We start from the raw sequence: 4,282 nt of genomic DNA on the forward strand, positions 1-4,282 counted from the left end.
GGCGTGGAGTGCGGTGTCCTCGGGGGTGGTGTCGGTGTCGAGGTGGACGACCACCGGTTCCGGGGCGTCGGTACCACCCGAACCCTCACCGGACGCGGTGAGCGGAACCCAGTCGAGCTGGAGCAGGGACTCCGCCGCCCGGCGGGTGGTGACCAGTCGGGCCGGGTCGGTCTCGCGCACCGCGAGGGTCTCCACCGAGAGCACGGGTGAGCTGTCGGCGTCCGTCAGCAGGAGGGCGACGCGGTCGGGTCCCGCCGGGGTCAGCCGGACGCGCAGCGCGGTCGCGCCGGTGGCGTGCAGCCGGACCCCGCTCCAGGAGAACGGCACCCGCAGGCCGTCCGAGCCGTTCGAGCAGTCCGAGCCGTCCGAGCCGGCCAGTGCCAGGGGGTGCAGCGCGGCGTCGAGCAGTACCGGATGGACCGAGAACTCGCCCACCCGGTCGGTGAGTTCCTCGGCGAGTGCGACCTCGGCGTGCCAGGTGTCGCCGTTCCGCCAGGCGGCTCGCAGCCCCTGGAAGAGCGGTCCGTAGGCGTACCCGGACGCCGCCAGCGTCTCGTACGCGGCGGCCACGTCGACCGGTTCGGCGTCGGCGGGGGGCCAGGGCTCCGGGTCGGGCGTGGGAGGTGCGGCGGCCGTCAGCGCGCCGGAGGCGTGCAGCGTCCACGGCGCCTCGGCGCCGTCCTCGCGGGAGTGGATCGTGACGGATCGTCCGCCCTCCTCGTCGGGTGCGCCGACGGTCAGCTGGATCTGGACGGCGCCCTCCTCCGGGATCGCCAGCGGCGCGTGCAGGGTCAGTTCCGTCACGGTCGGGCTGCCGGCCCGCAGGCCGGCGTGCAGCGCGAGTTCGAGGAGCGCGGTGCCGGGCAGGAGCGCGGAGCCGAGGATCCGGTGGTCCGCGAGCCAGGGCTGGGTGCGCAGGGACAGCTGGCCCGTGTGGACGGTGCCCGAACCGTCGGCGAGCTCGACGGCGGCCCCGAGCAGCGGGTGGTCGGCGGCGCCCAGGCCGGCCCGGCCGAGGTCGCCGGTGGGCGCCTGTGGGACGTCGAGCCAGTAGCGGTCGCGCTGGAAGGGGTAGGTGGGGAGCTCCGGCCGGTACCCGTCGTGGTGGGCGAAGTACGCGGCCCAGTCGACCGCGGCACCTGCCGTGTGCAGGGCGGCGAGCGCCTGCGGGAGGGCGCGCGGCTCCGGGCGGTCGCGCCGCAGCGCGGGGAGCAGGAGCGCGTCCGGGAGGGTGTCGGCGGCCATGGTGGCGAGCACCGCGTCCGGGCCGAGTTCGAGGTAGCCGCCGATGCCGTCCTCGTCCAGGGCCCGCAGTCCGTCGGCGAAGCGGACGGTGTCGCGGACGTGCCGGACCCAGTACTCGGGCGAGGCGAGTTCCTCGGCGGTGGCGATCCGCCCGGTCAGGTCGGACACCATCGGGATGTGCGGTGCGTGGAAGTCGAGTCCTGCCACGACCTTGCGGAAGTCGTCCAGCATCGGTTCCATCAGCGGCGAGTGGAAGGCGTGACTGACGGTCAGCCGACGGACCTTGGCGCCCAGCTCGGCGGCCCGGGCCGCGACCTCCCGCACGGCGTCCTCGGTGCCCGAGACGACCGTCGCCCGCGGGCCGTTGAGCGCGGCCGTTCCCGCGGCCCCGCCGAGGCCGGTGAGCAGTCCGGCGGTGGTCTCCTCGTCCAGGGACAGGGCGACCATGGCGCCACCGGGAGGCAGCTCCTGCATGAGCCTGCCGCGGGCGGCCACGAGGGCGGCCGCGTCGGGCAGCGACAGGACACCGGCCGCGTGGGCGGCAGCGATCGAGCCGATGGAGTGGCCGAGCACCGCGTCCGGGCGCACGCCCCAGTGCTCCAGCAGGCGGTGGAGGGCGGTTTCGAGGGCGAAGAGGGCGGGTTGGGTGTAGCGGGTCTGGTGGAGGAGCGCGGCTTCGGGGGTGCCCTCGTCGGCGAAGACGATGTCGCGCAGCGGGCGGTCGAGGTGGGGGTCGAGGGCGGCGCAGGCGGTGTCGAAGGCGGCGGCGAACTCGGGGTGGGCGGCGTGGAGTTCGCGGCCCATGCCGGCGCGTTGACTGCCCTGGCCGGTGAACAGGAACGCGATGCGCGGTGCGGGCTGCGCAGGTGTGCCGGCGCTCTCCCCGGTGGCGAGCGCGCCGAGGGCGTCCAGGACCTCCGTCCGTTCCTCCGCGACGAACCAGGCGCGGTGGGCCTGCGGAGTCCGCGCGGTGGCGAGGGTGCGGGCGATGTCGGCGAGCGGTTCTGCCGGCCGCTCGGCGAGGTGGCGGGCCAGCCGGTCGGCCCCGGCCCGGAGCGCCTCGGGGGTGTGCCCCGAGAGCAGCCACGGCACCGGCCGGGTCGGCGGTGCCACCGGCTCGGTGGTCGGGGCCTCCGCCAGGGCGGGCGCCTGTTCGAGGATGACGTGGGCGTTGGTGCCGCTGATGCCGAAGGAGGAGACGGCGGCGCGGCGGGGGCGGTCGTGTGCGGGCCATGCGGTGTTGTCGGTGAGGAGTTCGACGGCGCCGGCGGTCCAGTCGACGTGCGGGGTGGGTTCGTCGATGTGCAGGCTCCTGGGCAGGACGCCGTGGCGCATCGCCTGGACCATCTTGATGACGCCGGCGACGCCGGCGGCGGCCTGGGTGTGGCCGATGTTGGACTTCAACGAGCCGAGCAGGAGGGGGTGTTCGGCGGGCCGGTCCTGTCCGTAGGTGGCCAGGAGCGCCTGGGCCTCGATGGGGTCGCCGAGGCGGGTGCCGGTGCCGTGGGCCTCGACCGCGTCGACGTCGGCGGCGGTGAGTGCGGCCTGGCGCAGGGCCTGGTGGATGACGCGCTGCTGCGAGGGGCCGTTCGGGGCGGTGAGGCCGTTCGAGGCGCCGTCCTGGTTCACGGCGGAGCCGCGCAGGAGGGCCAGGACCCGGTGGCCGTTGCGGCGGGCGTCGGAGAGGCGTTCGACGAGCAGCAGGCCCGCGCCCTCGCCCCAGCCGGTGCCGTCGGCCGCTGCGGCGAACGGCTTGCAGCGGCCGTCGGCGGACAGCCCGCGCTGTCGGCTGAACTCGACGAAGGTCGCCGGGCTCGCCATCACCGTCACGCCGCCGGCGAGCGCGAGGTCGCATTCGCCCTGCCGCAGGGACTGGGCGGCGAGGTGCAGGGCGACGAGTGAGGAGGAGCACGCGGTGTCGACGGTGACCGCCGGGCCCTCCAACCCGAACGTGTACGCCACCCGGCCCGAGGCCACGCTGCCGGCGCTGCCGCTCACCAGGTAGCCCTCGTAGCCGTCCGGAGCCTGCGGGGCCTGGTGCAGCCGGGCGCCGTAGTCGTTGTACATGACGCCGGCGAAGACGCCGGTGCGCGAGCCGCGCAGGACGGCCGGGTCGATGCCGGCCCGTTCGAAGGCCTCCCAGGCGACCTCCAGCAGCAGGCGCTGCTGCGGGTCGGTGGTCAGCGCCTCGCGGGGGCTGATGCCGAAGAACTCGGGGTCGAACCGGTCGGCGTCGTGCAGGAACCCGCCCTCGCGGGTGTACGACGTGCCGGGCCGCTCGGCGTCCGGATCGTACAGGCGCTCCAGGTCCCAGCCGCGGTCGGTGGGGAAGCCGGAGACCGCGTCGACGCCGTCGACCACCAGGCGCCACAGGTCCTCGGGTGAGCTCACGTCGCCGGGGAAGCGGCAGGCCATCGCGACGATGGCGATCGGGTCGGTGTCGGTCGCGGCGGTCGCGGCGGTGGTGCCGTTGGTGACGGTGGCGACGGCTTGTCGGTCGGCCCGCTCGCCCAGGAGCTCGGTCCGCAGGAGGTCGGCGAGCGACGCCGGGGTGGGGTGGTCGAAGACCAGCGTGGTGGGCAGCCGGAGGCCGGTGGCCCTGGCGAGCCGGTTGCGCAGGTCGACCGCCGCCAGCGAGTCGAAGCCCAGATCGGTGAAGGCGCGACCGTCCGCGACGGAGTTCGCGTCGGGGTGGCCGAGCACCGTGGCCGTGGTGGTCCGCACCAGGTCGAGCAACATGCGGTCCGCCTCGGCGGCCGGGGCGAGGGCCAGCCGCTCGGCCAGGGCCGGGCCCTGGCCCTGGTTCGAGGCGCCGGCCGCGACCCGGCGCGGCGAGGTCCGCACCAGGGAACGCAGGGGTGCCGGAACCGGGGTGTCCGAGGCAGCCAGTGCGGCGGTCGCGAACCGGGCCGCCACGAGCGGTGACCGGCCGGACCGCAGTGCCGTGTCGAAGTGGGTGAGGGCTTCGGTGGTGGTGAGGGGGGTGATGCCGGTGCGGGCGAGTCGGGCGAGGTCGGTGGTGGTGAGGGTGGCGGCC

The 4,282-nt window shown here is 75.6% G+C and carries 1 protein-coding gene; it reads right to left on the reverse strand.

Annotated features, from left to right (window positions below; translation table 11 throughout):
• Positions 1–4,282: beta-ketoacyl synthase N-terminal-like domain-containing protein (locus tag AB0C76_RS41030; RefSeq protein WP_359975805.1), on the reverse strand; the 4,282-nt coding region annotated here is incomplete at both ends.

It is taken from the genome of Kitasatospora sp. NPDC048722 (genome assembly GCF_040650235.1).
In the GTDB taxonomy this organism is placed as follows: Bacteria; Actinomycetota; Actinomycetes; order Streptomycetales; family Streptomycetaceae; genus Kitasatospora.